Consider the following 25,856-nt stretch of genomic DNA (forward strand, 5'->3'; position numbering starts at 1 on the left):
GCACTTGCTGGCGCTCCGCCGTTCCGAGGGCGAGCGGAGAGCGTCGCGGCTGGCGCACCGTATGCAGCGCCGCGCGCGACCACTTGGCACGGTAGTACGTGGCGCGTGACACGCCCATGCCTTTGCACGCGGCAGCGGCGCCAAGTGGCAGCACCAGGGTACTGGCGGCTGTCATCACGGCACATCCCCCGCCGTTGGCAAGCCCAGCAGATCGCAAAGTTTTTTTTGGACGTCGATGATTTGTTCGGCGCGGCCAAGCTGTTTTTTCAGCTTGGCGACCTCCAGCTCCAGACCAAGTACGCGGCGGTCGGCCGCCTTGGCAGCGTCGGGCTTGGGGCCGCGCGGCTTGCTCTGCAGGGCAGCCAGTTCGGCCGCCTCGACTTCCTGCCGCCAGTTGCTCAAGTGCGAGCTGTACAATCCCTCGCGACGCAACAGCGCACCGACGGCGCCCGGGTTGCTGCAGGCATCGGCTTCGCGCACGATGCGCCGCTTGTAGCTGGCCGTGAACTTACGGCGGCGCGCGACGGCGACAACCTCGGCACTCTCACGTTCATCATTTTGTTTTACCGCTGGCGACATCTGGTTTTCCATGTGATAGCAACTTCCTTAATTAGCATGATGAAGTTGTCTCACAGTAGTTTGACACAGGGGGTTCACGAGTGAGTGCATTTTCCTGTACGCCAAGGGTATACGTAGTGCTGGATCTCCTCCTAGAAATACACACAGCAGCATCGCGGTCATCGACGGACCGAGAAACGGAACTTTATGGAAAGGAGGAGCGATGAGAACGCTCATCAGGCTGCTTGTGGGTCTAATCGCGGCTGTAATCGGAGCCACTTAAGTGCCAATTCTTTACATGGGCCACAATAGCATCCAGCATGAGCGCTTCTTCGTTTTCAAGCAGTTGAAACGTCTCGGTTTTTCCCTCGAAATCTTCATCACTACGATACAAGTTTTCCACGAACTGGCGTTTAATCGCCTGTTCTACCTTATGAATATCCCGGAGGGTACCGCTAAACTGTGCAATGATTTCAATCGTCTCTCCCTGAAAGCGAACTTCCAATGGGCGTTTCGTCATTCCTATTTTATGAAGAGTCCCTTGAGTAGAACTTACTTTAATGAAATAAAGTGAACCAATAGTTGCGGCCAAGGCCTGATCTCGCTCAAATATAGTATCGCTGTAGCGTCCGTTACTAGGCTTGTAGACCAACGCTTCCTCCAAAGACATGGTTTTGAGCCGACTTACAAGCTGACCTGCAGTTAAATCGTGAGCGCAGGCGAGCGCGGCGAGTGATGGATAAGTAACCGCATTCACCTCATAGCGTTCCAGCGCCGGGAGCGGAGCTAGCCCTAACGATATCTCAAGGCTATGGCCGTCACGCTGACGGGCTAGGAAGGTTGTATAGTTAGTTCTTCCTACTTCTTCCCACGCAGACATACCGCTCCTATAGGTAACTCCATCGATTTTGACCGGCTTACTCACAGGTTCTTTAACGGCGCGATTAGCGTCCCACTTGTTGTCCCGCATCCTGTTATATACGAGCGCGGGTGACAAGGAATATGCTTCAGACAGGGCCTTGACTGTCTTGTAAGATTTGCCATCGACTACATATTGCTGCTTTGTTCTCGGACTCTCTTTTCTTACCTCGATGTGCTGCAAATCTCCCAGAATAATTGGATCTATACCCACGGCCTGGCGTGGCGTGGCATTTCGCTTTAGTCGGCGCCGGATTGTTGCTACTGGAACTCTGAACCGTTTGGCAGCTGCGACTATACTAAAATTTTCTTTGTTAATTTCGATAGTGGTCCCTAGACCGGCCGCGCTCCGCATATCAATTCTTTCGACCAACTCAAATGCTTGCTCAAAAGTCTGACCGTATCGAATCCGCGCCCTAACAGCATTGAAGGTGGCCGTGGGCGAAAGCTTGTCGTAAGCGTGACTTAAACTGTCGTAGTCGCAGCCTGCTATTGTGACCACATGCGGGCTGAGTTTTTTCTTCATAGTTGCAAAGTCGGCGTCCGCTTTCTTTAACTTGGCTGGTTTGTGCCGTCCATGGAAGATTTCCTCGTCGGTTGCGCCCCTATCGCGACGCTTGACTGCCGCTTCATATGTAATTCCAGCCGCATCAGCAAGCGCGGCGAGGTCTTTGAATACTCGGTCGCCAACCTTATACGTTCGGCGCATGCTTCTATTGGGTGGTTGAGTTAGTGCATCGGTCATTTGCCATCCCCCCTTCATACGCCCGAAGAAACACGCATACGAAACCCCAGGGGCAGAATGCGCAGCATGCAGTTCTGAGTAGGAGGCATACAGGATGCCGTTGTATATGATCTCAGTCATCTGGGATAACTTTAATAAGTTGAGATTGTTTTGGCGGGAATAGGATCGGAGGTATCCTAACATGCCAGAACGCAACATTGTTCAGCAGGCGAGAAGTAGATCGATACCTCTAAGAACGTGTCCGTAGACCTTTCATGACGTCATAGTCTGGTGTCCGTCAACGAAGTTCAGGTCGCTGCTCGCAGCCAACCACCTACGCCCTAGACGGTTGACACTGCGAGACCGACTGGCACAATGTTTTGATAGACGGCTTCGGGGCGTACCCAGCCGTTTCTGATGTGTCCCGTCTGGGCAATTACACCAAGACCCAACGCCAAATTTCAGGCTACGGTCTACCCTGATGATCCTCCCCTGTGGTCGCTGCTGTCGATGCACCAAAGCTGACCGCAAGGATCGGCTGACCAGTTCATGCTTTTCATCTTCCCCTTCAAAAAGACCCCCGGTAGTCCCCCTAAGTGGGTTGACTCAAAAAAGGGCTAAAGGTTGATTTCTGTTCTTGTTGTTGGAGATTTCACGAGTGAGTGCTTTTTCCTGTACACCAAGGCCCCGGTGGTCACGACCCAAGAACGAAGCAACAGGCCCGTATGCTTCAAAATCAAGGTATGGGGGTGGGTCGGGTGCGGCCATGGTAAACACGGTCCTGAGAGGCCTAGGAGGGACTACAGGCGCACCATGTGTCCGGGAGACACTTACTATCGCTGCAACTCAAGCGCCCCTAAGAAACAATCACGGAAATTGACGAGCAGTTCGGTCAATCCTGATGCGGGTACACCGGCCCACCAAACAAGGCTGGTTAATCTTAGGAGGCGCTGGTGTGGATAGCGAGCACAGTTTGAGCACAGTGCCGAGGTATAATCGTTGCTAGTTTGCATTAACGCGGTCTGCAAACACTCAACTAACCCGTTGATTCCATTGATTTAACTGGTGCGGCTGGCGGGGATCGAACCCACGACCCTTGGCTTCGGAGGCCAATACTCTATCCACTGAGCTACAGCCGCGCTGGGGAATTTCTGAAGAGAAGCAAAGGATACAGTTTTTCTGCAGCGCCGTCCATGGAAAGTGTCGTCTCACCGGCAATATCCGTTTCAAAACAGGGGCTTTGGGTCTATAATCGCCGGTTTGGCGAGTGTTTGCTTTTCTTCAAGTGAGCGAGTCTGGCAGGCCAGTTTTGAAAATTGTAAGTTAAGGACATCATGAGCGACGCACATAACGAACACGAATCCGCAATTCGGAACCCCAAGCAACTTGTAGTCGCCGTGGCCGGCTTCTTCCTGGTCACCGTCATCGGCATTATTTTACTGGTGTCGTTTGTCACAACGAGCAGGCTGACCGGTGCAGGCACTGACAGCCAGAGCGTGAAAGCGGTAGCCGCCCGCGTGCGTCCGGTCGCTGACGAAGGCTACACGTTCAAAGACGTGAATGCACCGAAAGTACTGCTGGCAGCCGAGGCCGTGTACACCGCCAATTGCGCTGCGTGCCACACCAGCGGTGCGGCCGGCGCACCGAAGTTTGGCGATGCAGGCGCATGGGCGCCACGCATTGCGCAAGGCTACGACACCTTGGTCAAGCACGCGGTCGAAGGCATCCGCGGGATGCCGGCAAAAGGCGGCAACGCTGACCTCGACAACGTCGAAGTTGCGCGCGCCGTGGTCTACCTGGCCAACAGCAGTGGTGCAAAATTCAAGGAGCCTGAAGTTCCGGCCGCGCAGCCAGCCGCGGCTGCCGCAGCAGCGCCAACCGCCACCGCTCCGGTCGCAGCCGAGGTCGTCGCTGCGCCTGCAGCCGCTCCGGCTGCAGCTGCAGCTCCCGCCGCTGCCGCGCCGAAGTTGGCCGCTGACGCTGGCAAAAACCTTTACAGCGCGGCATGCGTCGCATGCCATGGGGCTGGCATTGCCGGCGCGCCGAAATTCGGCGACAAGGCAGTCTGGGCGCCACGCATCGCGCAAGGCGCCGCGGTGCTGTATGAGCACTCGATCAAGGGTTTTCAGGGCAAGGCGGGCATAATGCCGCCCAAAGGTGGCTCGTCCGCTTCCGACGACGAAGTCAAGGCAGCGGTTGATTACATGGTCAACGCTGCCAAGTAAGCGCCAGGCGCCCTCTGTTCCAATTTAAGAACCGCTCGGTCGCCCGAGCGGTTTTTTTACGTATACTGCGCAGCCATACTCGGCGCACATAAAAAAAGGCCGCTCGCGCGGCCTCTTCTCAACTACCCGCCATGCTGTCAACTTTTACCAGATAATCACCCGATCCTTCGGCGCCAAATACATCTTGTCGCCCGGCTTGACATTGAACGCCTCGTAGAACGCCGGCTGGTTCATCATGGTGCCGTTGGCGCGGAACTGGCCCGGCGAGTGGGGATCGGTCTTGACTTGCACGATCTGCTGCGGCTCGCGCATCTTCATGCGCCAGACCTGGCCGAAGCCCATGAAAAAGCGCTGATCACCGGTGAGGCCGCTGATCACCGGCGCCTTTTTGCCGTTCAGCGACAGCTTATAGGCCTTGTACGCAATCGCCACGCCCGAGTTGTCGGCGATGTTCTCGCCCAGCGTCAGCTCGCCGTTGACGTTGTAGCCCGGCAGCGGGCTATAGGCGCTGTACTGCTTGACCAGCATTTGCGTCTTGGCCGCGAAGTTCTTGTGGTCGGCCGCGCTCCACCAGTCGCGCAGGTTGCCGTCGCCGTCGTACTGGGCGCCCTGGTCGTCGAAGCCGTGGCTGATCTCGTGGCCGATCACAGCACCAATGGCGCCGTAATTGACCGCATCGTCAGCCTTGGCGTCGAAAAATGGCGGCTGCAGGATCGCCGCCGGGAACACGATCTCGTTCATCTCCGGGTTGTAATACGCGTTGATGGTCTGCGGTGTCATGCCCCACTCTTCGCGGTCGATCGGTTTGCCCAGCTTGTTCAACTCGCGGTTCGATTCGAGCGTGCGCGAACGCATCACGTTGCCGACCAGGTCGTCACGCGATACCACCAGCGCCGAGTAATCCTTCCAGCGGTTCGGGTAGCCGATCTTCGGCCTGAACTTGGCCAGCTTGGACTGCGCTTCCTTCTTGGTCTCCGGACTCATCCAGTCGAGCGTGTCGATGCTCTGCTTGTAGGCCGCCAGCAGGTTCTTGACCATCGCTTCCATGCGCACCTTGCGCTCGGCCGGGAAATGCTGCGCGACGTACAGCTTGCCCAGGCTCTCGCCCTGCGACGTTTCGACCGCGCCGACCGCGCGCTTCCAGCGCGGCTGCATTTCGGTCACGCCCGACAGCGTGGTGCCGTAGAACGCAAAGCGCGTGTCGACGAAGGGCTTCGACAGCAAGGGGGCGTACGCGTTGATCAGGTGGATCTGCAGGTAGGCTTTCCAGCTCTCGAGCGGTGTTTTGTTGACGACGTCGGCGAACCCTTTCAGGTAACTCGGCTGGCTGACGATGACGTAGCCGGCCTTGCTGCTGATGCCCGCGCTGTCGAGGTAGGATTGCCAGTCGTAGCCTGGCGCCACTTCCGCCATCTTGGCCAGCTCGACCTTGTTATAGGTCTTGACCGGGTCGCGGTTCTGGACCTTGGTCCACTGCACCTTCGCCAGCTCGGTCTCCAACGCCAGGATCGCCTTGGCGTCGGCCGCGGCGGTCTTGCTGCCGGCCAGCGCCAGCATCTTCTCGACGTACACGCCGTACTTGGCAAGGGCGTCGGCCAGCTTGGCGTCGTCCTTTTTAAGGTAGTAGTCACGGTCCGGCAGGCCCAGGCCGCCCTGCATGATGTCGGCGACGTACTTGGTCGAATCCTTGGCGTCCTGGTGGATGCCGAAGTCGTACGGCAAGCCGACGCCGAGGCGGCCGAGATGCGCCATCATCGCCGGCAATTCGGCCCGGCTCTTGATGGCGGCGATGCGCGCCAGCTCGGCGTTCAACGGCGCCAGGCCGAGGGCGTTGGCCTTTTTCTCGTTCATGAAGCTGGCGTAGAAGTCGCCGATGCGCTGGGCGTCGGTGCCGGCCGCCTGGTTCGGACTCTTTGCCGCGTTCTCGATAATCGCGCGCAGCTGCGGCTGGGTGTCGTCCTGCAGCTTGGCGAACGAACCCCAGCTCGCCTTGTCCGCCGGAATAGCGGTCGTCTTGAGCCACTTGCCGTTCAGGTGAGTAAAGAAGTCGTCCTGCACCCGCACCGACGGGTCGAAGTAATCGACCGCGATGCCTGAACCAAGGGCGGCCGGCTTGGCGGTCAATGCCGTTTTGGCGGCAGCGGCGCCCTCGCCGGCGTGGGCGTGGGTGAAGGCGGTAAGCAGGCTCATGGTCAATGCGCTTAACAGGTATCGGTTCATCAGCTTATCTCAAATATAATGTAGGTGCTTGTAGGGGTCTGTACGGGCTGCGATTACCAAATGATGACGCGGTCTTTCGGCGCCAAATACATCTTGTCGCCTTCCTTCACGCCGAACGCCTCGTAAAACGCCGGCTGGTTCATCATGGTGCCGTTGGCGCGGAACTGGCCCGGCGAGTGCGGGTCGGTCTTGACCTGCACGATCACCTGCTGGTCGCGCATCTTGACGCGCCAGACTTGGCCGAAGCCCATGAAGAAGCGCTGGTCGCCGCTCAAGCCGTCGATCACCGGCGCCGGCTTGCCGCCCAACGACAGTTTATAGGCCTTGTAGGCAATCGCCACGCCGGAGTTGTCGCCGATGTTCTCGCCCAGCGTCAATGCACCGTTGACGTTATAGCCCGGTACCGGGCTGTAGGCGTCGTACTGCTTGGTCAGCATGTCGGCCTTGGCCTGGAACTTGGCGCGGTCCTCCTTGGTCCACCAGTCGCGCAAGTTGCCGTCGCCGTCGGACTGGCTGCCCTTGTCGTCGAAACCGTGACTGATCTCGTGGCCGATCACCGCGCCGATGGCGCCGTAGTTGACGGCGTCGTCGGCGCGCATGTCGAAGAACGGCGGCTGCAAAATCGACGCCGGGAACACGATCTCGTTCATCGACGAGCTGTAGTAGGCATTCACCGTCTGCGGCGTCATGCCCCACTCTTCGCGGTCGATTGGTTTACCGAGCTTGTTGACGCCGCGGTTGTAGCCGAAGGTCCGGGCCCGCATCATGTTGCCGACCAAATCGTCCTGCTTGATGGTCAGCTTTGAATAATCGCGCCACTTGTTCGGGTAGCCGATCTTGGGCGTGAACTTGGCCAGCTTGGCCTGCGCTTCCTTTTTTGTTTCGGGGCTCATCCAGTCGAGCGTGTCGATGCTTTGTTTGTACGCTTCGAGCACGTTCTTGACCAGCACTTCCATGCGCGCCTTGCGCTCGGCCGGGAAGTATTGGCCGACATACTGGCGGCCCACCGCTTCGCCCACTACGCTTTCGACGGTCGATACGCCATGCTTCCAGCGCGGCTGGTTTTCGGTCACCCCGGACAGGGTCGCGCCGTAGAACGCGAAGTTGGCGTCGTAGAAGTCCTTCGACAGGTACGGCGCATAGCTGCGCAGCAGCTGCCACTCGAAATACGCTTTCAAGGTTGCCAGGTCGGTCTTTTCCAGCACCTGATTCAAGCCCGTCAGGTAGCTCGGCTGGCCGACGATGATGTAGTCGGTCTTGGTGGCGATGCCGGCCGCGGCCAGTGCGCCCTTCCAGTCGTAGCCCGGCGACAGCGCGGCCAGGGCATCGAAGTCCATCTTGTTGTAGCGCTTGACCGGATCGCGCAGTTCGACCTTGGTCCACTGCACTTCGGCCAGCGCGGTTTCAAACCCCAGGATCGCCTTGGCCATGGCGGCAGCGTCTTTTTCGCCGGCCAGCGCCAGCGTTTTCTCGACGTGGCGCTCGTACTTGGCGCGCACGTCGAGCAGTTTGGCGTCGTCTTTTTTGAGGTAGTAGTCGCGGTCAGGCAGGCCCAGGCCGCCCTGGCTGATCTGGGCGGCGTAGCGGGTCGATTCGCGCGCGTCCTGGCCGACGCCAATCGAGTATGGCATCGGCACGCCGATCTGCGACAGGTGGGCGACCAGCGCCGGCACTGCCTTTTTGTCGCGCAGCGCGCGGATGCGCTGCATCTCGCCCGTCAGCGGACGGTAACCGAGCGCGTCGCGCTTTTTTTCGTCCATGTAGCTGGTGTACAGGTCGCCGATCTTCTGGTTGTCGGTGCCGGCTTTCTTGTGCGGGTCCTTCTGGGCTGCCTCGATCATGCCGCGCAGCTGGGGATTGAGATCGTCGCGCAACTTGGCAAAGGTGCCCCAGCTCGATTTGTCGGCCGGGATTTCGGTCGTTTTCAGCCATTTCCCGTTCAGGTAGGCGAAAAAATCGTCCTGCGCACGCACCGTCGGGTCGATGTACTGCACGTCGATGCCCGAAATCGGAGTCGCCGGTTTGGCCACGTCGGCGGCGCCGGCAAAAGCGGCGATCAGGCTCAGGGTCAGGGTGCTCAGTAGGTATCGTTTCACAGCGGTGTCCTTATGGGGCGGGAAAATGGCGCGGCGAATAGCCGAGGGAGAAATGTAACATATGACTCCAAGCAATACAGCCTCTTGGGCGCCGGCTCCCGGCCTGCCCTCCGGTTTTTACTTTACGATACATAAACTGTTGTATTCGGCAGGCCCAGGCTGCTTTCATGCCGCCACCGGCTCCGGCGGGCGTAAAAAAGCCCACGGCGGGCCGTGGGCAAAACCACTTCAAGGTGGTGGGGGAGAAAACGACTTCACTATAAGCTGGCATTTCGGCAACGCTGGGCACAATTACAATTGCTTACGGCTGGGTGATCAATCCATATATGGCTACATTTCGCGTGCGCGTTCCTCGTCCCGGGCACCGGGGTTACTCAAGCTCATGAGCGAAAAAAAACCGGGCTGCGCAGGCAGCCCGGTTTTTGTTAAATACTGGCAAATACTGGTGCAATCAGCTATTCAACTGCCGCGCATCGACCAGCTTGTCCTTGTACGAATCGAAAATGCCCACCAACGCCTCGCGCATGGCAAATTGTGGCTTCCAGTTCAGGTCCGTCATCGTGCCTTCGATCTTCGGCACCCGGTTCTGCACGTCTTGGTAACCGTTGCCATAATAGGCGTCGGAGCTGGTCTCGACCAGCTTGACCTTCTTGGCGGTGTCACGGTATTCCGGATACTCGGCGGCGAGCTCGAGCATCATGTTGGCCAGTTCGCGGATCGAAAAATTGTTGCTTGGGTTGCCGATGTTGTAGATCTTGCCGGTGGCGACACCGCCTTCGTTGGCGATGATCCGCACCAGCGCATCGATGCCGTCGTCGACGTAGGTGAACGAGCGTTTCTGCTCGCCGCCATCGACCAGCTGGATGTTCTCGCCGCGCACGATATGGCCGAGAAACTGGGTCAGCACGCGCGACGAGCCTTCTTTGGGCGTGTGGATCGAATCGAGGCCGGCGCCGATCCAGTTGAACGGACGGAACAAGGTGAAGTTGAGCCCTTCCATGCCGTAGCCCCAGATCACGCGGTCCATCAGCTGCTTCGAGCAGGCATAGATCCAGCGCGGCTTGTTGATCGGGCCGTACACCAGGTTTGACGCTTCCGGATCGAATTCGGCGTCCGGGCTCATGCCGTACACCTCGGACGTCGACGGGAACACCAGGTGCTTGCCGTACTTGGCGGCCGAACGCACGATCGGCAGGTTTGCCTCGAAGTCGAGCTCGAACACGCGCAGCGGTTCCTTGACGTAGGTCGATGGCGTGGCGATCGCCACCAGCGGCAGGATCACGTCGCACTTCTTGACGTGGTACTCGACCCATTCCTTGTTGATGGTGATGTCGCCCTCGAAAAAGTGCATGCGCGACTTGTACGACGCGTTGCCCAGCAGCTCGGTGATGCGGTCGGACTGCATGTCCATGCCATACACGTGCCAGTCGGTCGTTTCCAGGATGCGCTTGGACAGATGGTGGCCGATAAAACCGTTGACACCGAGGATGAGGACTTTTTTCATGGTAAAAGGGGCGCTACGCAGGCCGAATGGTTGACCACTGATTATACCAGTCGCGAAAATGCGTCAATCCGCTCGCCAGGGAGGTGGTCGGCTTGTAGCCCACCCACGCCTGAAGCTTGGCGGTATCGGCGTGGGTCGCCTCGACGTCGCCCGGCTGCATCGGCTGCAAATCGAGCCGCGCCGTCACCCCCAGCACGCGCTCGAGGGTGTGGATGAAGTCGATCACCGTGACCGGCTGATTGTTGCCGATATTGAAAACCGAATGAGGCGGCTTCACTTCGTCGGGAGGCGGCTTGAACAACAGACGCAGCACGCCTTCGACGATGTCGTCGATGTAGGTGAAATCGCGCCGCAGCCGCCCGCCGGCGAATACGGGAATCGTTTCACCCCTCTGCAGCTTCTCGGTAAAGCTGAAGCAGGCCATGTCCGGCCGGCCCCATGGCCCGTAGACAGTGAAGAAGCGCAGGCCGGTGGCCGGCAGCCGGTACAGGTGGCTGTACGAACAGGCCATCAGCTCGTTGGCCTTTTTGGTTGCCCCGTAGAGCGACACCGGCTCGTCGGTCCGGTCGTCTTCGCTGAACGGCACCTTGGCGTTGCCGCCGTACACGCTGCTGCTGCTGGCGTACAGCAGGTGCTTGATCCGGTGCAGCCGACATGCTTCGAGGATGTGGCCGAAGGCAATGATGTTCGACTGCAAGTAAGCGTTGGGGTTGACCAGCGAATAGCGCACCCCCGCTTGCGCCGCCAGGTGCACCACCAGGGTCGGCCGGGCGCGTTCGAACAATGCGTTCACCTGGGCCGCATCGGCAAGTTCGACTGCCGGGCACGGCACGTCGCAAGGGGCCAGCAGCGCCTCGACGCGGCTTGACTTGAGCCGGGGATCGTAATAGCCATTAAAATTGTCGCACCCGGTCACCCGGTGACCCAGCAAGGCCAGCCGGGCCGACACCGCGCTGCCGATAAAACCGGCGGCGCCCGTCACCAATATCGTGTGAGATCCGGGCGTCATGATCGCGGATTTTCCTGGGGAGAATGGGGTGAAAGGCGCGCTCGTCAGTTATCAAGCCGGCACGGACGGCTCAATACTGGCAGAGGTACAAGCGCCGCGTATGATCCCGCTCAGCCTGCGCAGCTTGCGCCGGCCCGTTTCCACTGGGCGAACCGGCCCGAATGTGCTGTAGCGTCACCGGCCTGGCAAGATCGCGTCTATACTGATGCAGCGCCGAGTCGGGCACTTTCGCCCGCACCCGCGCAGCACCAACCGCATCGATCAGGACCACCATGGGCTCAACACTGAAGAACTACGGCCTCGTCGGCCTCGGCCTGATCGCCGGCGTCGCCGTTTCCATGCAGTTCTCGGCGCTGGCGCAAAAGCCGGTCGAATTCAGCATCCCGCTCGAACAACTGCGTACGCTCGCCAGCGTGTATAACCTGATCAAATCCGACTACGTCGACGCGGTCGACGACAAGCAGCTGCTCAACGAAGCGATCGCCGGCATGGTCGGCTCGCTCGATCCGCATTCGGCCTACCTCGACAAGAAAGCCTACGCCGAACTGCGCGAAGGCACCGAAGGGCGTTTCGTCGGCCTCGGCATCGAAATCTCGCCGAGCAAGGACGGCACCATCCTGATCGTCGCGCCCATCGAGGATTCGCCGGCCTGGCGCGCCGGCATCAAGGCGGGCGACCTGATCACCCGCATCGACGGCCTGAACGTACAGGGCATCGGGCTCGACGACGCCATCAAGAAAATGCGTGGCGCCGCGCGCACCAGGGTTACCCTGACGATCGTGCGCAGGGGCGTGCTTGAACCGCTGGACGTCGTCATCGCGCGCGAGGAAATCGTGCAGAAAAGCGTCAAGGGCAAGATCGTCGAACCGGGCTATGCCTGGCTGCGCGTGTCGCAGTTCCAGGAACCGACCCTGGACGACATGGCCGCCCGCCTGGCCGCGCTGTACCGGCAGGAACCGAACCTCAAGGGACTGGTGCTGGACCTGCGCAACGACCCGGGCGGCCTGCTGCAAGGCGCGATCGGCGTCGCCGCCGCATTCCTGCCGAAAGACGCCGAAATCGTCTCGACCAACGGCCAGCTGGCCGGCTCGAAACAGCGTTTTTACGGCCGGCCCGAGTTTTATTCGCTGCGCGGCGACAGCGATGCGCTGGCCGGGCTGCCGGCCGCGCTCAAGACCGTGCCGCTGGTGGTGCTGGTCAACACCGGGTCGGCATCGGCTTCCGAAATCGTCGCCGGCGCGCTGCAAGACACCAAACGCGCCGCCATCCTCGGCAGCCAGACCTTCGGCAAGGGATCGGTGCAAACCATCCGGCCGTTGTCGAACGACAGCGCGGTCAAGCTGACCACCGCGCGCTACTACACACCAAACGGCCGCTCGATCCAGGCGCGCGGCATCGTGCCAGATTTCCTGGTCGACGAAAACGCCGACGGCGATGGCATCAATGGCTTGCGCACGCGCGAAGCGGACCTCGCCAGGCACCTGTCGAACGAACGCGACTCCGAAGACGCCAACACACGGCGCGACGAAGTCGAAGACGACATGCGCGCCAGTGCGATCGAACGCGGACGCAAGCCGCTCGAATACGGCAGCGCCGACGATTTCCAGCTGCGCCAGGCGCTCAACCACCTCAAGGGCTTGCCGCTGCAGCTGTCGCGGCGCGTTAGCGCACCGGCGCTGGCGCACCAGCCCACCAAGCCACCTGCCCACTAGCCCACTAGCGCCAAAACACCCGATCGGTCAGTACGCATGTGTAGAATATGCGGCACTCGCCGGGCATTGCCTGGCCTATTTCCTTTGAAAGCACTGCCATGAAACAAGTCGTCATTAGCGGCACCGGTTTGTTCACGCCGCCCCATTCGATCTCCAACGAGGAACTGGTGGCTGCCTTCAACGCCTACGCCACCCAGTTCAATGCCGACAACGCCGCCGCCATCGCCGCCGGCGAAGCGGTGGCGATCGAAGCGTCGAGCGCCGGCTTTATCGAAAAAGCGTCCGGCATCAAGTCGCGCTTTGTGATGGAAAAGGACGGCATCCTGGAACCTGGTCGCATGACGGCGCGCATCGCCGAGCGCGGCGACGACGAACTGTCGCTGCAGGCGGAGATGTGCGTGGCGGCGGCGCGCCAGGCGTTAGCGCGCGCCGGCCGCACTCCAGCCGACATCGACATGCTCATTGTCGCCTGCAGCAACATGCAGCGCGCCTATCCGGCGATGGCGGTCGAAGTACAAGATGCGCTCGGCATCGACGGCTACGGCTTCGACATGAACGTCGCCTGCTCGTCGGCCACCTTCGGCATCCAGACCGCGATGGCGGCAGTGCAAAGCGGCCAGGCGCGCGCGGTCTTGGTGCTCAATCCCGAAATCACCAGCGGCCACTTGAATTTTCGCGACCGCGACAGCCACTTCATTTTCGGCGACGCCTGCACCGCCATCGTGATCGAAGGCGCTGAGGAAGCGGTCAGCGGGCACCAGTTCGAGATCCTCGAATCGAAGCTCAAGACCAAATTTTCGAACAACATCCGCAACAATTTCGGCTTCATGAACCGGTTCGACGAAAGCGGCGTCGGCAAGGCCGACAAGCTGTTCCGCCAGCAGGGCCGCAAGGTTTTTAAGGAAGTGTGTCCGATGGCGGCCGAGATGATCAGGGAGACGGTGACGGCGGCCGGCCTCGAGGTCGGCCAGATAGCGCGCTTCTGGCTGCACCAGGCCAACCTGAGCATGAACCTTTTCATCACCCGCATGCTGCTCGGGCGCGACGCCGAAGCGGGCGAAGCGCCGGTCATTCTCGACACCTACGCCAACACCTCGTCGGCCGGCTCGATCATCGCTTTTCATAAACACCAGGACGACATGACGGCCGGCGCGCTCGGCGTGATCTGCTCGTTCGGCGCCGGTTACTCGATCGGCTGCGTGGTGGTGCGCAAAAAATAGCCGCCGCGGCGCAACGCTGAGGGTCGGACGTTTGTGCGTTTGCGCAAACGCCGCCGTTGAAAGCGGCAAACCTGCCAGACGTCATCCTCGCGGCTGCCGAGATCGATACTGAGTACGGCAGATCGGTGGAGCATATTCAGCATGGGTTTCCGCTGCGCGAGGGTGACGTACAGCTTTAAAGGCGCGATGCCAGCTCCGCCCCTTCCCTGATCGCGCGCTTGGCATCGAGCTCGACCGCCAGCGCGGCGCCGCCGATCTTGTGGAAGGCCGGCCCGCCACTGTCCCCCTCGAGCGGCATCAGTTCGGCCAAGCTGTCCTGGCCGGCGCAGATCACGATATTGTCGCACTCGATCAGCCGCTGCTCGCCCCCTACCGTGATGTGCAGGCCGCGCCCGTCGATCCGGTCGTAGCGCACGCCGGCCATCATTACCACGCCGTTGCGCGCCAGCGTGGCGCGATGCACCCAGCCCGACGTCTTGCCCAGACCGGCGCCCGGTTTCGAGGCCTTGCGCTGCATCAGGACGATCTGGCGCAACGGCGCCGGCGTGCTTGGTGCGACCAGGCCGCCGCGGTTGGTCGCCGCCAGGTCGACGCCCCACTCGCGCGCCCACGCCGCGACCGGCACCGGCAACGATTGCGCAGGATCGTGCAGCAGGTATTCGCCGACGTCGAAGCCGATGCCGCCGGCGCCGATGATCGCCACCCGCTTGCCGACCGCCGCTTTTCTCTGCAAGACGTCGACATACGACAGCACCATCGGATGCTCGATGCCGTCGATCGGCGGCATGCGCACCTTGACGCCGGTGGCAACGATAACGTCATCAAAGCCGCCCGCCAGCAACTTCGCGCGGGTGACGCGCTGGCCCAGCACCAGCTTCACGCCCGTCACGTCGAGCTTGCGCCCAAAATAGCGGATGGTTTCGCTAAATTCCTCCTTGCCGGGAATCTGCATGGCGATTCGGAACTGGCCGCCGATGCCGTCAAGGCTGTCGAACAGCGTGACGTCATGCCCGCATTCGGCCGCCACCGTTGCCGCCGACAGCCCGGCCGGGCCGGCGCCCACCACTGCCACTTTTTTTGGCGTGCGCGTTTTGGCGTACACCAGTTCGGTCTCGTGGCAGGCGCGCGGGTTGACCAGGCAGGAGGCGCGCTGGTTGGCGAAGGTGTGGTCGAGGCAGGCCTGGTTGCAGCCGATGCAGGTGTTGATCTCGTCGGCGCGTCCGCTGGCGGCCTTGGCGACGAACTGCGGGTCGGCCAGGAACGGCCGCGCCATCGACACCATGTCGGCGTCGCCGCGCGCGATGATGTCCTCGGCCACGCCCGGCGTATTGATGCGGTTCGAGGCGACTACCGGAATCGTCACCTCGCGCCGCAGGCGCCCGGTCACGCTGGCGAAAGCGGCGCGCGGCACCGACGTGACAATGGTCGGCACCCGCGCCTCGTGCCAGCCGATGCCGGTATTGAGGATCGTCACCCCGGCGTTTTCGAGCGCTTTGGCTACCGCCACCACCTCGTCCCAGGTATTGCCGCCGTCGACCAGGTCGAGCAGCGAATGGCGGTACATGATGATGAAATCGAGGCCCGCCTTGGCGCGGATGCGCTTGACGATTTCCACCGGCAGACGCATGCGGTTGTCGATACTGCCGCCCCAGCGGTCGGTTCTCTGGTTGGTGCGCGTACACAGGAACTGGTTGAGCAGGTAGCCTTCGCTGCCCATCACCTCGACGCCGTCGTAACCGGCCAGTTTGGCCAGCCGCGCGCAGCGCGCGTAGGCGGCGATGGTGCGCTCGATGCCACTTTCGGTGAGCGCGCGCGGCTTGAACGGCGAGATCGGCGATTTTTTCGCCGACGCCGACACCACCAGCGGCTGGTAGCCATAGCGGCCGGCGTGCAGGATCTGCAGCAGGATCTTGCCGCCTTCCTGGTGCACCGCGCGCGTGACACGGCGGTGATTGAAAACGTCGCCGGCAAAATTGAGGGTGCCGCCGAACGGCAGCAGCCAGCCTTCGCGATTGGGCGAAATGCCGCCGGTGACGATCAGGCCGACGCCACCGCGCGCGCGCTCGCGATAGAACTCGGCCAGCTTGCCGTAATGATAAAAGCGATCCTCCAGCCCGGTATGCATCGAACCCATGATGACGCGGTTGCGCAGGGTCGTAAAGCCGAGGTCGAGCGGGGCAAGCAGGTGCGCAAAGGTGGCGGTCATTGGGTATAGGGTTTTGGGTCCGGGTTCGGGCGCGGGTGCGCCTCAGCCCCGCATTAAAACCCGGTTTGTATAGATTGCGGCTACTAATTTTCATGAGCCCGCCAGCTGTTGCGGCTGCGCGGCGGGGGGGGCGCACGCTTGCGCCGCACGCTTGCGAGCCGGCACGTTTTATCGTAGGCTGCGGTGGATGAATGCCCGTCTCATCCTTCGCCTGCTCGTCTGGCTGCTCGTTTGCGTGCAACCAGCCTGCGCCCCGGCCGCCCTGGCACGATTGCCCGCCGTCGATGTCAGCGTCAAGCGCGTCGACGGCGCTAGCGGCCAGCTCTACCAGGTCAGCGCGCGCGGCGACGTCGCGGCAACGCCGGAGGCGGTCTGGCGCATCCTCACCGATTACGGCCGCATGGCCGAATTCGTGCCCGGCCTGCACAGCACGCGGGTCCTCGAACGCAGCGCCAACCAGGCGATCGTCGAACAGCACGGGGTGGCGAATTTCCTGTTCTTCCAGCGCAAGATCGGGCTGCTGGTGCAGGTGCGCGAACAGCCGATGTCGCAGATCGACGTCCATCTGATCGACGGCGACATGGCGGTCTACAACTGCACCTGGCGGCTGGTGCCGCTGCCGGAGACAGGCGGCACGCGGATCGTCTACAGCGGCGCGCTGGCGCCGAAGTTCTACGTGCCGGCCATGTTTGGGGCAAACCTGATCCGCGCCGACGTCGCGGCAATGATGGCCGCCGTGCTGGCGCGGCTGGACCGGCCGGGCTAGACTGGACTGGACTGGACTGGACTGGACTGGCACGTCACTACACGTCGTCCTCGCGAATGCGGAGACCCAATTTCCCGGGAACAGCGACAACGCCCGGCATCGTCCGTCAAAAGTTGATCAGCTTATCGTGCAAACTGGGTCCCCGCCTGCGCAAGGACGACGATTCAAATGTCAACGTAATATTTTCGCATCCTGGTGCGCAATTTCTGCGCAGGCGTCACCCGGACAGCACGGGTCAGCCGGCGTAGCTGTCGCGCTCGCGCAATTCGGCAAAGCCTTCGATGCTGCCGATCTTTACCGTCAGCGGATTCATCCTGCTTTGCGGCGTCATCGGGCGCCAGGCGAACTGCCACTCACATTCGGCGGCCTCGGCGAGCGTTTTGGTGAAGGCGACGCCGAGCGCGGCGCGCACGCCATATTCGACGGCGCCGTCGATCCCGGCCCAGGTCGGCAAAATGCGTTGCACCGCGCGGTGCAGGCGTTCACCGAATTCTTCGCTGTTATGGATCACCAGGCAGCTGTCGGCGTCCAGCAGGTCGAACAGCGACTTGTCCCACACGGTCGACAACGACAGCGTCAGGCATTGATTGGCCGGCATCAGGCGGAACTGGCCTTCGCGCAGCGCCAGTTCGAGTTCGTCGCGCGCCGCGTAGCGGTACAGGGTTGGGGGGCGTTGATAGTCGTGCATGATAAGAAGTTCCGGTAATAGGTAAGGGCACCGGCGCGCCGTCAGCGCACCGTTGCGCGGCGCGCGTTGTGCGCGAGCCGCATGTTTTTGGAGGCGATGAAAATTTCGCGCAACAGGAAGACGAAGCTGCCGATCAGCGCAAACATCGCCAGCACGAAGCAGGCGGCGATGTATTTGTCGAGCGGCAGGCTGGCGGTATCGCCCAAAAACAGCATCGCAATGACCATGCAGACCAGCAGGCCGCAGGCGGTCGACAGCGTGATGGCGGTGTTGATCAGGTGGGCGCGGCCGTACAGGATGTCCAGTTCGGCCGTGTAATGCGGGTCCGCGCCGATTTCGAGCCGGTCTTCGAGCACGCGCGAACGGTCGATGATGCGCGCGAGCCGGTTGGTCAGTACCGTCAGCTTGGTAGCCACGCCGGTCAGCAGGAACACCGGCGCGATCGCCAGCTGGATCACATGGCCGATATCGCTGATCTGGATATTCAAGGGCATCTTGTGATCTATTCTTATTGGATGGTTGTTTGAAGCGTCAGGCCGACAGTGTAGCAGGGCGTCACTCGAAACGGCCAAGACGCCTGAACTGTTCGGTGGCGGCCACCAGCGCGCTGGCGATACCGGTTTCGAGCGCGCCATGGCCGGCGTCCGCGATCATGTGTATGCGCGAGCCTGGCCAGGCCTGGTGCAGGCGATAGGCCGACACCGGCGGACAGATGACGTCGTAGCGGCCCTGCACGATAAAGGCCGGCAGGTGGGCGATGCGTTTGATGTCGCGCATCAGCTGGCCTTCTTCGAAAAAGCCGAGGTTGGCCATGTAGTGCGATTCGAGGCGCCCCACGCCCAGGTCGAGCGTGTCCGACGCCGGCTCCTCGCTTTGCGGGCGCAGGAACACGCGGCGTCCCTCGAAGCGGCTCCAGGCGCGCGCCGCCGGCCAGTAGCGCGCCGGGTCGTCGCACAGCATGCGCGACACGTACGCCTGCAGCAGGTCGCCGCGCTCGGCAACCGGGATAAGCGCGATGAAGTCGTCGTACAGCTCCGGATAGAACTGCTCGACGCCGTGCAGGAACCAGTCGATCTCGCTCGCGGTGCACAGAAAAATACCGCGCAGGATGAAGCCGAGGCAGCGCTCCGGGTAGGCCTGGCCGTACGCCAGTGCCAGGGTCGAACCCCACGAGCCGCCGAACACCAGCCACTGTTTGATGCCGAACATGGCACGCAAGGTTTCGATGTCCTCCATCAGCAGTTGGGTCGTGTTGTTGCGCCATTCGCCCAGCGGCGTCGACTTGCCGGCACCGCGCTGGTCGAACAGGATGATGCGGTAATGGCGGGGGTCAAAGAAGCGGCGGTGCTGCGGCGACAGGCCGGCGCCGGGGCCGCCATGCAGGAACAGCACCGGCGTGCCGTCCGGGTTGCCGACCTCTTCCCAGTAGATAGTGTGCAACGAATCGACCGCGAGCATGCCGTGGCGGTTCGCGATGATCGGCGGAAACAGCGACGGCTGGCTCTCGTGCATGGTATTTCTCATCGTGGCGAAGAGACGATTGTAACCTGCACGGCGAGCACTCAAAAAAAAGTATTGACGGCGAAACCGACGCCGTCGTCGTCGTCCACCGCCAGAGTGCAACCGGCCGGCAGCTGCAGGTAGGCGTGCTGCTCGTTCGTCTTGACGATGGCGCAGCCGTGCGGCAAGGTTTTCATTCGCGGTCCTGTTCCTGTCTTCCCTGTTCGTCTCCCAGCAACTGCTCCAGCCGGCGTTCGCAATGGTTGAGAAAATCGCGCGTCGCCGCGTAGTGTTCCGGCTTCATAGGCGGTTTCCTGGATGTCGTCGCCGTCGAAATCCGCCAACGGTCGATTTACCGGCGCCGATTGCGCCGATGAGGAAGGTGACGTCGGCGTGTAGCGACAGCTTGGCAATGTCGCGCAGGGACAACGAGCGCAGATACGGTCTTGCAGTGAGCGCCATGTGCCCCTCCGAAGTCAGAAGAAAACGCTACCCCTAAAATCGTCGTCCTCGCGAAGCGGGGACCCATACTGAGCAGATGTCGCCGATGTGGCGTACGCAGCATGGGGCCCCGCTGGCGCGAGGACGACGGGTGATACTGTGCCGCCTATAGCTCAATACATGTGCTGCCCGCCGTTGATGGCGATGTTGGCGCCGGTGACGAACGCTGCTTCATCGGACGTCAGGTAAGCGACCAGGCCGGCCACTTCTTCCGGCTTGCCCAAACGCGCCATCGGAATTTGCGGGATGATTTTGCTGTCGAGCACTTCCTGCGGAATCGCCATCACCATCTTGGTGCCGATGTAGCCGGGCGAGATGGTGTTGACGGTGACGCCCTTGCGCGCCACTTCCAGCGCCAGCGCCTTGGTGAAACCGTGCATGCCGGCCTTGGCGGCCGAGTAGTTGGTCTGGCCGAAGGCACCCTTTTGGCCGTTGACCGAGGAGATGTTGATGATCCGGCCCCAGCCGCGCTCGACCATGGTGTCGCACACCGGCTTCGTCATGTTGAAGACGGAGTCGAGGTTGGTGCCCATCACGGCGTCCCAGTTCGGCTTGTCCATTTTTTTAAACGTCATGTCGCGCGTGATGCCGGCGTTGTTGACCAACACTTCGATCGGGCCAACTTCCTTGACGACTTTCGCCACACAGGCCTGCGCGGAATCGTAGTCGGCGACGTCGCATTCGTACGCCTTGAACTCGTAGCCCATCTGCCTGGTTGCCGCCAGCCAGCCTTCGACCTTGGTGCTGCCGGGCGAATACGTCGTCACCACGGTGTAACCCAAGGCCGCCAGCTTGATGCATACGGCTTCGCCCAAACCGCCCATACCGCCGGTCACTAATGCAACTCTAGACATTTTTCATCTCCTGGTTTTGGTATCGCGCTGCTGTGAAAAAAAGGGATCAGTCCCGCTCGACTGCCAATGCGACGCCCATGCCGCCGCCGATGCACAGGCTGGCCAGGCCGCGCTTGGCGTCGCGCCGGATCATTTCGTGCAGCAACGTCACCAGGATGCGCGCGCCGGACGCGCCGATCGGATGGCCGAGCGCGATGGCACCGCCATTGACGTTGATCTTGCTGGTGTCCCAGCCCATCTCGCGGTTGACCGCGAGCGCCTGGGCGGCGAACGCTTCGTTAATTTCCATCAGGTCGACGTCCTCGTGGGTCCAGCCGGCTTTTTTCAGGCACAGCTGGGTGGCCGAGACCGGGCCCATGCCCATGATGGCCGGGTCGAGGCCGGCCGACGAATAGGCCTTGATACGCGCCAGCGGGGTCAGGCCGAGTTCTTTCGCCTTCGACGCCGACATCATGATGACGGCAGCGGCGCCGTCGTTCAAGCCGGACGCATTGCCGGCGGTGACGGTGCCTTCCTTGTTGAATGCCGGGCGCAGCGCCGTCAGCGCTTCGAGCGTGCTGCCGTGCTTCGGATACTCGTCGGTGTCGAAGATGGTGGCGCCCTTCTTGGAAGGGATCTCGAACGGGATGATCTCGTCCTTGAACTTGCCGGCCTTCTGGGCCGCCTCGGCCTTCTGCTGCGAGGCCAGGGCGAACGCATCCTGGTCGGCGCGCGAGATGTCGTACTTGCGGGCGACGTTTTCGGCGGTGACACCCATGTGGTACTGGTTGTAGACGTCCCACAGGCCGTCGACGATCATGGTGTCGACCAGCTTGCCGTCGCCCATGCGGATGCCGTCGCGCGAATTGGGCAGCACGTGCGGCGAGGCGCTCATGTTTTCCTGGCCGCCGGCGATGATGATGATGGCGTCGCCGCACTTGATGGCCTGGGCCGCCAGGTGGGTCGCCTTCAGGCCGCTGCCGCAGACCTTGCCGACGGTAAAGGCCGGCACCATGTCAGGCAGGCCGGCCTTGAGGGTGGCTTGGCGCGCCGGGTTCTGGCCGGCGCCGGCGGTGAGCACCTGGCCCATGATGACTTCGTCGACGGTGGCCGGATCGATGCCGATCCTGCCCAGCAAGGTCCTGATCACATGCGCGCCGAGGTCGACGGCCGGGATTTTTGCCAATGTGCCGCCGAACTTGCCGACGGCGGTACGGCCAGCGGCCACGATTACGACATCTTCCATTTTTTTCTCCGAGGTTGCTGGCGCCATTGGCCAGCCTGGTTGTCAAGCGGCGCCCCGCACAACCAGCGCGGGAAACGCCATCGGTCCTTACTGCAAAGCTGGCGGCGCGGCGCCGGGATCGACCGGCGGCCGCTGGCACCAGCGGTGGAGGGCGCCAGGTGGGCGTGCCTCCGGTGTCAGTCGCCGAAATCGCGGATTTTGCCTTGTTGGCAAAGAATTTATACTAAATTTCCACTCCTCTCGGCGTTTAAGCAATATCAATCTTATCAGCTTATTTACTGAAAACAATCGATGATTACGCTAATGCCAAAATATTGATTGCAACCTTGTCCACGGTGCGTGGCAGTCACCCAGCAAGTCAAGCGGGCCTAGGGTTTATTGCCTATGAGAACGACCTTGCAAACACTCCCTGTTCGGCAATATTCACAGTAGAATGCACGGGCCTGAAGCAATTGGGCGATGCCCGCCCGACACTCACGATTTTCGTTTATGCAAAAAACCTCGTCCCTTCCCATCGAAATCAAGATTTCCACGGTTGTCGCCATCTCGACGATCCTTTACTCGGCCGACACACTGGCGATCGACGCCGCGCTCAAGCAAATGACGGGCGGGGTATCGGATTTTTTCGAAGATGAATTTGCCGTCATCGACGTCACCGCGATCGCCGCGGGCGCACCGCCGATCGACTGGCGCGCGCTAGTCGAGCTGTTGCGCAAGTTCCGCCTGAACGCGGTGGCGGTGCGCGGGGCGACGCCGGCGATGGCCGACGCCATCCGCGCGCGCGGCCTGTCGCTCGACGGCGGCAGCAGCAGCGGCGCCAAACCGCGCGACGAGATTGAAGCCACCCCTGCCCTGGCGCCGCGCGCCGTTGCCGCAGTCGCTGCCGCCGCTGCGCAGCCGGCCACCGCCGTCATCTCGCCCGGCGCGATGATCATCGACACGCCGGTGCGCGCCGGCCAGCGCATCTACGCGCGTGGCTGCGACCTGATCATCACCGCGGCCGTCAACAATGGCGCCGAAGTCATTGCCGACGGCAGCATCCACGTTTATGCACCGCTCAACGGGCGCGCGCTCGCTGGCGCTTCGGGCAACACCGACGCGCGCATTTTCGCGCTGTCCATGCAGCCCGAGCTGGTGTCGATCGCCGGCGTCTACCGCACCTTCGACGACGGCTTCGCGCCCGAGTTGGCGCGCCAGCCGGCGCAAATCCGATTGGTGGGGGACCGAATCGATATACTATCGCTCAGTCCGGCTTCCCGAGCCTAATCCCCCAGTATATTTTCAAAGGACCTATTTGTGGCACGAATTATTGTTGTGACATCCGGCAAGGGCGGCGTCGGCAAGACTACCTCCAGCGCCAGTTTTTCCACCGGCTTGGCTTCCCGCGGCCACAAGACCGCCGTTCTCGATTTCGACGTCGGCCTACGCAACCTCGACCTGATCATGGGCTGCGAACGGCGCGTCGTGTATGACCTGATCAACGTCGTCAACGGCGAAGCGACCCTGAACCAGGCGCTGATCAAAGACAAGCACTGCGAAAACCTGTTCATCCTGCCGGCCTCGCAGACGCGCGACAAGGACGCCCTGTCCGAAGAAGGCGTCGAGCGCGTGCTGCACGACCTGATCAACATGGGCTTCGAATACATCGTCTGCGATTCGCCCGCCGGCATCGAACACGGCGCGCTGATGGCGCTGACGTTTGCCGACGAAGCGATCATCGTCACCAATCCGGAAGTGTCGTCGGTACGCGACTCCGACCGCATCCTCGGCATCATCCAGGCCAAGTCGCGCCGCGCCCAGACCGGCGCCGAGCCGGTCAAGGAACACCTGTTGATTACCCGCTACTCGCCGAAACGGGTCGAAAACGACGAAATGCTGTCGTACCAGGACGTGCAGGAAATCCTGCGCATCCCGCTCATCGGCATCATTCCGGAATCGGAATCGGTGCTGCACGCCTCCAATCAAGGCAACCCGGCGATCCACTTCAAGGGCACCGACGTCGCTGAGGCGTACGAAGACGTGGTATCGCGCTTCCTCGGCGCCGACCTGCCGCTGCGGTTCACCAGCTACGAAAAGCCGGGCTTTCTGCAGCGCATTTTTGGGACGAAGTAATATGGCACTGCTTTCATTCCTGTTCCCACCCAAGGCAAAGACCGCCAGCGAAGCTAAGGAACGCCTGCAGATCATCATCGCGCGTGAGCGCACGGGCCGCGGCGGACCTGATTTTTTGCCGGCGCTGCATCGCGAACTGATTGAAGTCATTTCGAAGTACACCAAGGTGAACGCCGACAACATCAAGTTGTCGCTCGACCGCCAGGGCAACCTTGAAGTGCTCGAAGTGAACGTGGTGCTGCCGGACGCCTGAGTTTTTTTCACCTGGCTACGCTGGCCGCGCAACCCGCAGCTTGTCGGCCACCTTGACGCACGCCTCGACGTGCTGGTAGCCGAGCTGGCGGAACATCGCAAACCCGATCGCCGCCGATACCACCGAGCCGGCGATCGGCACCAGCTTGGCCGCTGTCTTGGTGGCGATCTTCACCCCCACCTTCTTGAACAGTTTCATCAACAGTTCGCGCGTCACCAGGCGCCCCACCAGCATGCCGCCCATCCCGACCGCCGCCTCGTACGCCATCAGGCGAAATTTCGGCTGCAGCCGCTCGACCTGCTGCGGCGTCAGCCCGAAAGCGGCGTTGACTTCATCGACTAGCCGCACGAACAACGTCATGTCGGACACCACATCGAATCCCGGCAACGGCACCGCCGAAAAACCGGCCGCCATGGTGGCGCGCTTGCGCACCAGTTGGCGGCAGCGCTCACGCACTTTGGCGATCTCATCATTGCTACCCGGAATTAACGTCCAGTCGGTTGTCAGCGTGTCTGCCATCGCGGCGCCTCCCCTTGAAATTTTTTTATGCCAATAAACAAGTCAAAAACGACACGTTTTAGTGTACCTTGGAATAGCCCAGCCCGAATGCACGACAGGATTGCGCTTGCAGGCAACAAAAAAAAAGATTGCGGTGGCGATTTTTTGTAAAAGTCTGTTATATTTACGTTAACTATTCATTAGTATAAGTATGATAGTCCCTTTATATCACTTAACGTCTGCCGATAGCCCCTATGAAAATAGCCGTCTTAGATAAGGACCGCAGCCAGGCCGACCTGATTTGCCAGGTCTTGACCGGGGCCGGTCATGCCTGCCAGGCTTTTGACAGCGGCAAGGAAATGCTCGGGATGCTGAAAAAGGACAGTTGCGACCTGCTGATCCTCGACTGGCAGGTAGCCGACCTGTCAGGCGTCGAGGTGTTGCGGCGGGCAAAAGAGAAGCTGCCGTCGCACGCGCCGATCATGTTCGTGACGGGTAACTCCGGCGAGGACGACATTGTTGCCGGTGTCGGCGCCGGCGCCGACGACTACATGATCAAGCCGCTGCGGCGCGGCGAGCTGCTGGCGCGGGTGCAGGCGCTGTTGCGACGCGCCTATCCGTCGCAGAACGGCGCCGAACAGCTGCAATTCGGCCCGTACGTGTTCGAGACCCGCCCCGGCCGGCTGCTGCACGACGGCTCGGTGATCGACGTCACCCACAAGGAATTTTATCTGGCGTTGCTGTTTTTCCGCAACATTGGCCGGCCACTGTCGCGCGCCTACATCCACGAAGCAGTATGGATCCGCGAAACCGCTGTGCCCTCGCGCACCATGGACACCCACGTCTCGCGGGTGCGCAACAAGCTGCAACTGCGCCCGGAAAACGGCTTCCGGCTGGTGCCGGTGTACAGCTACGGCTACCGGCTCGAGAAGATGGGCGCAGCGGCATAGGGGTCAGGGCATAGGGGTCAGACCCCGGTTCTGCTTGGTTCTTCTTTGCCGGGTCTGACCCCGGCGTGTAGCGCTAGTGCCATCCGCAAGCGCACAAAAAGTCAACATCGGGGTCTG

General features: G+C 61.4%; 23 protein-coding genes and 1 tRNA gene. 8 read left to right on the forward strand and 16 right to left on the reverse strand.

What is annotated here, in order from left to right; all coding sequences use genetic code 11:
- Positions 1 to 174 precede the first annotated feature (174 nt).
- The 3 genes from CR103_RS10060 to CR103_RS10070 all read right to left on the reverse strand — a co-directional run bounded on the left by CR103_RS10060 (position 175) and on the right by CR103_RS10070 (position 3,339).
- Positions 175 to 591 (reverse strand): transposase, encoded by a 417-nt coding sequence (locus CR103_RS10060; protein WP_229442987.1) that lies wholly within the window; start codon positions 589 to 591, stop codon positions 175 to 177.
- A gap of 220 nt (positions 592 to 811) precedes the next feature.
- Entirely contained in the window at positions 812 to 2,341 is a 1,530-nt protein-coding gene (locus CR103_RS10065; protein WP_143752570.1) for a GIY-YIG nuclease family protein, read from the reverse strand.
- 922 nt (positions 2,342 to 3,263) lie between these two features.
- Positions 3,264 to 3,339, reverse strand: a tRNA-Arg gene (locus tag CR103_RS10070).
- A gap of 195 nt (positions 3,340 to 3,534) precedes the next feature.
- Between CR103_RS10070 and CR103_RS10075 the strand changes: the two genes are divergently transcribed.
- The gene (locus tag CR103_RS10075; RefSeq protein WP_099915863.1) at positions 3,535 to 4,425 is read left to right on the forward strand and encodes a c-type cytochrome; all 891 of its coding nucleotides are present in this window, start codon (positions 3,535 to 3,537) and stop codon (positions 4,423 to 4,425) included.
- Positions 4,426 to 4,569: 144 nt separating this feature from the next.
- On the opposite strand, the gene CR103_RS10080 is transcribed toward CR103_RS10075, so the two are convergent.
- The 4 genes from CR103_RS10080 to CR103_RS10095 form a co-directional block, all read right to left on the reverse strand.
- Positions 4,570 to 6,645 carry a M13 family metallopeptidase gene (locus CR103_RS10080; protein WP_099915864.1) on the reverse strand — a complete coding sequence of 692 codons (2,076 nt, stop codon included), beginning with the start codon at positions 6,643 to 6,645 and terminating at the stop codon, positions 4,570 to 4,572.
- A gap of 53 nt (positions 6,646 to 6,698) precedes the next feature.
- Complete coding sequence (locus tag CR103_RS10085) at positions 6,699 to 8,741, reverse strand: M13 family metallopeptidase (RefSeq protein WP_099915865.1); 2,043 nt, start codon at positions 8,739 to 8,741, stop codon at positions 6,699 to 6,701.
- 451 nt (positions 8,742 to 9,192) lie between these two features.
- On the reverse strand, positions 9,193 to 10,245 hold the full coding sequence (locus CR103_RS10090; protein ID WP_099915866.1) for a bifunctional UDP-4-keto-pentose/UDP-xylose synthase: 1,053 nt from the start codon (positions 10,243 to 10,245) through the stop codon (positions 9,193 to 9,195).
- 13 nt (positions 10,246 to 10,258) lie between these two features.
- Positions 10,259 to 11,254, reverse strand: coding sequence for an NAD-dependent epimerase/dehydratase family protein (locus CR103_RS10095; protein WP_099915867.1), 996 nt, complete (start codon positions 11,252 to 11,254; stop codon positions 10,259 to 10,261).
- Positions 11,255 to 11,526: 272 nt separating this feature from the next.
- On the opposite strand from CR103_RS10095, the gene CR103_RS10105 reads away from it, so the two are divergent.
- On the forward strand, positions 11,527 to 12,966 hold the full coding sequence (locus CR103_RS10105; RefSeq protein ID WP_099915869.1) for a S41 family peptidase: 1,440 nt from the start codon (positions 11,527 to 11,529) through the stop codon (positions 12,964 to 12,966).
- A 98-nt stretch (positions 12,967 to 13,064) separates the two neighbouring features.
- Positions 13,065 to 14,186 (forward strand): beta-ketoacyl-ACP synthase III, encoded by a 1,122-nt coding sequence (locus tag CR103_RS10110; protein ID WP_099915870.1) that lies wholly within the window; start codon positions 13,065 to 13,067, stop codon positions 14,184 to 14,186.
- A 175-nt stretch (positions 14,187 to 14,361) separates the two neighbouring features.
- Here the strand turns inward: CR103_RS10110 and CR103_RS10115 are convergent, their stop codons facing one another.
- Entirely contained in the window at positions 14,362 to 16,392 is a 2,031-nt protein-coding gene (locus CR103_RS10115) for an NADPH-dependent 2,4-dienoyl-CoA reductase (RefSeq protein ID WP_099915871.1), read from the reverse strand.
- Between the two features lie 187 nt (positions 16,393 to 16,579).
- Between CR103_RS10115 and CR103_RS10120 the strand changes: the two genes are divergently transcribed.
- The gene (locus CR103_RS10120; RefSeq protein WP_099915872.1) at positions 16,580 to 17,158 is read left to right on the forward strand and encodes an SRPBCC family protein; all 579 of its coding nucleotides are present in this window, start codon (positions 16,580 to 16,582) and stop codon (positions 17,156 to 17,158) included.
- 235 nt (positions 17,159 to 17,393) lie between these two features.
- Here the strand turns inward: CR103_RS10120 and CR103_RS10125 are convergent, their stop codons facing one another.
- From CR103_RS10125 to CR103_RS10145, 7 genes are all read right to left on the reverse strand, one after another.
- Positions 17,394 to 17,846 carry a hypothetical protein gene (locus CR103_RS10125; protein ID WP_099915873.1) on the reverse strand — a complete coding sequence of 151 codons (453 nt, stop codon included), beginning with the start codon at positions 17,844 to 17,846 and terminating at the stop codon, positions 17,394 to 17,396.
- A gap of 41 nt (positions 17,847 to 17,887) precedes the next feature.
- Positions 17,888 to 18,334 (reverse strand): DUF2721 domain-containing protein, encoded by a 447-nt coding sequence (locus CR103_RS10130; RefSeq protein ID WP_099915960.1) that lies wholly within the window; start codon positions 18,332 to 18,334, stop codon positions 17,888 to 17,890.
- Between the two features lie 67 nt (positions 18,335 to 18,401).
- Positions 18,402 to 19,370, reverse strand: coding sequence for a prolyl aminopeptidase (gene pip, locus CR103_RS10135; protein WP_370659434.1), 969 nt, complete (start codon positions 19,368 to 19,370; stop codon positions 18,402 to 18,404).
- 38 nt (positions 19,371 to 19,408) lie between these two features.
- Positions 19,409 to 19,543, reverse strand: coding sequence for a hypothetical protein (locus tag CR103_RS23845; protein ID WP_267873985.1), 135 nt, complete (start codon positions 19,541 to 19,543; stop codon positions 19,409 to 19,411).
- Positions 19,544 to 19,646: 103 nt separating this feature from the next.
- Positions 19,647 to 19,808, reverse strand: a complete 162-nt coding sequence (locus CR103_RS22630) for a hypothetical protein (RefSeq protein WP_180279349.1) — start codon at positions 19,806 to 19,808, stop codon at positions 19,647 to 19,649.
- A 152-nt stretch (positions 19,809 to 19,960) separates the two neighbouring features.
- A complete protein-coding gene (gene phbB / locus CR103_RS10140) occupies positions 19,961 to 20,701 on the reverse strand; it encodes an acetoacetyl-CoA reductase (RefSeq protein ID WP_099915875.1) in 741 nt (246 codons plus the stop codon).
- Between the two features lie 46 nt (positions 20,702 to 20,747).
- Positions 20,748 to 21,926: an acetyl-CoA C-acetyltransferase gene (locus CR103_RS10145; protein ID WP_099915876.1), complete on the reverse strand. Its 1,179-nt coding sequence runs from the start codon at positions 21,924 to 21,926 to the stop codon at positions 20,748 to 20,750.
- Positions 21,927 to 22,415: 489 nt separating this feature from the next.
- Here CR103_RS10145 and minC point away from each other — a divergent pair, with 489 nt between their 5' ends.
- The 3 genes from minC to minE are packed head-to-tail and all read left to right on the forward strand — an operon-like array spanning position 22,416 to position 24,291.
- Positions 22,416 to 23,192 (forward strand): septum site-determining protein MinC, encoded by a 777-nt coding sequence (minC, locus tag CR103_RS10150; RefSeq protein WP_099915877.1) that lies wholly within the window; start codon positions 22,416 to 22,418, stop codon positions 23,190 to 23,192.
- 30 nt (positions 23,193 to 23,222) lie between these two features.
- A complete protein-coding gene (gene minD, locus CR103_RS10155; RefSeq protein ID WP_099786742.1) occupies positions 23,223 to 24,038 on the forward strand; it encodes a septum site-determining protein MinD in 816 nt (271 codons plus the stop codon).
- 1 nt (position 24,039) lies between these two features.
- On the forward strand, positions 24,040 to 24,291 hold the full coding sequence (minE, locus tag CR103_RS10160) for a cell division topological specificity factor MinE (protein ID WP_099915878.1): 252 nt from the start codon (positions 24,040 to 24,042) through the stop codon (positions 24,289 to 24,291).
- A 15-nt stretch (positions 24,292 to 24,306) separates the two neighbouring features.
- Here the strand turns inward: minE and CR103_RS10165 are convergent, their stop codons facing one another.
- On the reverse strand, positions 24,307 to 24,810 hold the full coding sequence (locus CR103_RS10165) for a hypothetical protein (protein WP_099915879.1): 504 nt from the start codon (positions 24,808 to 24,810) through the stop codon (positions 24,307 to 24,309).
- Between the two features lie 233 nt (positions 24,811 to 25,043).
- On the opposite strand from CR103_RS10165, the gene CR103_RS10170 reads away from it, so the two are divergent.
- Positions 25,044 to 25,739 (forward strand): response regulator transcription factor, encoded by a 696-nt coding sequence (locus CR103_RS10170; RefSeq protein WP_099915880.1) that lies wholly within the window; start codon positions 25,044 to 25,046, stop codon positions 25,737 to 25,739.
- Positions 25,740 to 25,856 lie beyond the last annotated feature (117 nt).

The sequence above is a fragment of the Massilia psychrophila genome, assembly GCF_002760665.1.
Lineage (GTDB): Bacteria > Pseudomonadota > Gammaproteobacteria > Burkholderiales > Burkholderiaceae_D > JAFCUW01.

What these genes read in the sequence shown, in the direction of transcription:
- CR103_RS10060 (WP_229442987.1), bottom strand. Translation starts at nt 591, where the DNA reads ATGGAAAACCAGATGTCGCCAGCGGTAAAACAAAATGATGAACGTGAG.
- CR103_RS10065 (WP_143752570.1), bottom strand. Translation starts at nt 2,341, where the DNA reads ATGACTGAGATCATATACAACGGCATCCTGTATGCCTCCTACTCAGAA.
- CR103_RS10075 (WP_099915863.1), top strand. Translation starts at nt 3,535, where the DNA reads ATGAGCGACGCACATAACGAACACGAATCCGCAATTCGGAACCCCAAG.
- CR103_RS10080 (WP_099915864.1), bottom strand. Translation starts at nt 6,645, where the DNA reads ATGAACCGATACCTGTTAAGCGCATTGACCATGAGCCTGCTTACCGCC.
- CR103_RS10090 (WP_099915866.1), bottom strand. Translation starts at nt 10,245, where the DNA reads ATGAAAAAAGTCCTCATCCTCGGTGTCAACGGTTTTATCGGCCACCAT.
- CR103_RS10095 (WP_099915867.1), bottom strand. Translation starts at nt 11,254, where the DNA reads ATGACGCCCGGATCTCACACGATATTGGTGACGGGCGCCGCCGGTTTT.
- CR103_RS10105 (WP_099915869.1), top strand. Translation starts at nt 11,527, where the DNA reads ATGGGCTCAACACTGAAGAACTACGGCCTCGTCGGCCTCGGCCTGATC.
- CR103_RS10110 (WP_099915870.1), top strand. Translation starts at nt 13,065, where the DNA reads ATGAAACAAGTCGTCATTAGCGGCACCGGTTTGTTCACGCCGCCCCAT.
- CR103_RS10115 (WP_099915871.1), bottom strand. Translation starts at nt 16,392, where the DNA reads ATGACCGCCACCTTTGCGCACCTGCTTGCCCCGCTCGACCTCGGCTTT.
- CR103_RS10120 (WP_099915872.1), top strand. Translation starts at nt 16,580, where the DNA reads ATGAATGCCCGTCTCATCCTTCGCCTGCTCGTCTGGCTGCTCGTTTGC.
- CR103_RS10125 (WP_099915873.1), bottom strand. Translation starts at nt 17,846, where the DNA reads ATGCACGACTATCAACGCCCCCCAACCCTGTACCGCTACGCGGCGCGC.
- pip (WP_370659434.1), bottom strand. Translation starts at nt 19,370, where the DNA reads ATGAGAAATACCATGCACGAGAGCCAGCCGTCGCTGTTTCCGCCGATC.
- CR103_RS23845 (WP_267873985.1), bottom strand. Translation starts at nt 19,543, where the DNA reads ATGAAAACCTTGCCGCACGGCTGCGCCATCGTCAAGACGAACGAGCAG.
- CR103_RS22630 (WP_180279349.1), bottom strand. Translation starts at nt 19,808, where the DNA reads ATGGCGCTCACTGCAAGACCGTATCTGCGCTCGTTGTCCCTGCGCGAC.
- phbB (WP_099915875.1), bottom strand. Translation starts at nt 20,701, where the DNA reads ATGTCTAGAGTTGCATTAGTGACCGGCGGTATGGGCGGTTTGGGCGAA.
- CR103_RS10145 (WP_099915876.1), bottom strand. Translation starts at nt 21,926, where the DNA reads ATGGAAGATGTCGTAATCGTGGCCGCTGGCCGTACCGCCGTCGGCAAG.
- minC (WP_099915877.1), top strand. Translation starts at nt 22,416, where the DNA reads ATGCAAAAAACCTCGTCCCTTCCCATCGAAATCAAGATTTCCACGGTT.
- minE (WP_099915878.1), top strand. Translation starts at nt 24,040, where the DNA reads ATGGCACTGCTTTCATTCCTGTTCCCACCCAAGGCAAAGACCGCCAGC.
- CR103_RS10165 (WP_099915879.1), bottom strand. Translation starts at nt 24,810, where the DNA reads ATGGCAGACACGCTGACAACCGACTGGACGTTAATTCCGGGTAGCAAT.
- CR103_RS10170 (WP_099915880.1), top strand. Translation starts at nt 25,044, where the DNA reads ATGAAAATAGCCGTCTTAGATAAGGACCGCAGCCAGGCCGACCTGATT.